The organism is Kitasatospora sp. MBT63, from assembly GCF_000710465.2.
Lineage (GTDB): Bacteria > Actinomycetota > Actinomycetes > Streptomycetales > Streptomycetaceae > Kitasatospora.
Genome location: NZ_JAIZ01000084.1, coordinates 1 through 326 on the forward strand (window position 1 = coordinate 1; position 326 = coordinate 326).

1 pseudogene is annotated in these 326 nt (G+C 67.5%); it reads right to left on the minus strand.

Annotation, left to right across the window (positions count from 1 at the left end):
* Positions 1-326: pseudogene (locus AA75_RS49070) on the minus strand (LuxR family transcriptional regulator); the annotation flags it as partial.

Consider the following 326-nt stretch of genomic DNA (forward strand, 5'->3'; position numbering starts at 1 on the left):
TCCGCGATGTGGCGGCGGGTGGTACGCAGGGACATGCCCAGGCGCCGGGCGATGCTCTCGTCCTTCAGGCCGGCGGCGAGCAGCTCCATGATCGTGTCGTGGATCTCGTTCGCCACCGATTCCAGGCCCTGGTAGGTGGGGTTGACGAACGGCGTGGCCCGGTCCCAGGTCTGCTCGAAGATGTCGCACAGGTACGCCACGGCGGACGGCTCGCTGATCATCACGGCTCCCCAGTTCTTCTCCTGGGTGGGGATGAAGGCCAGCTCGCGGTCGAAGACGATCAGCCGCCCGAAGAGTTCGTGCGCCGTCCGGTACTGGCCGCCCAG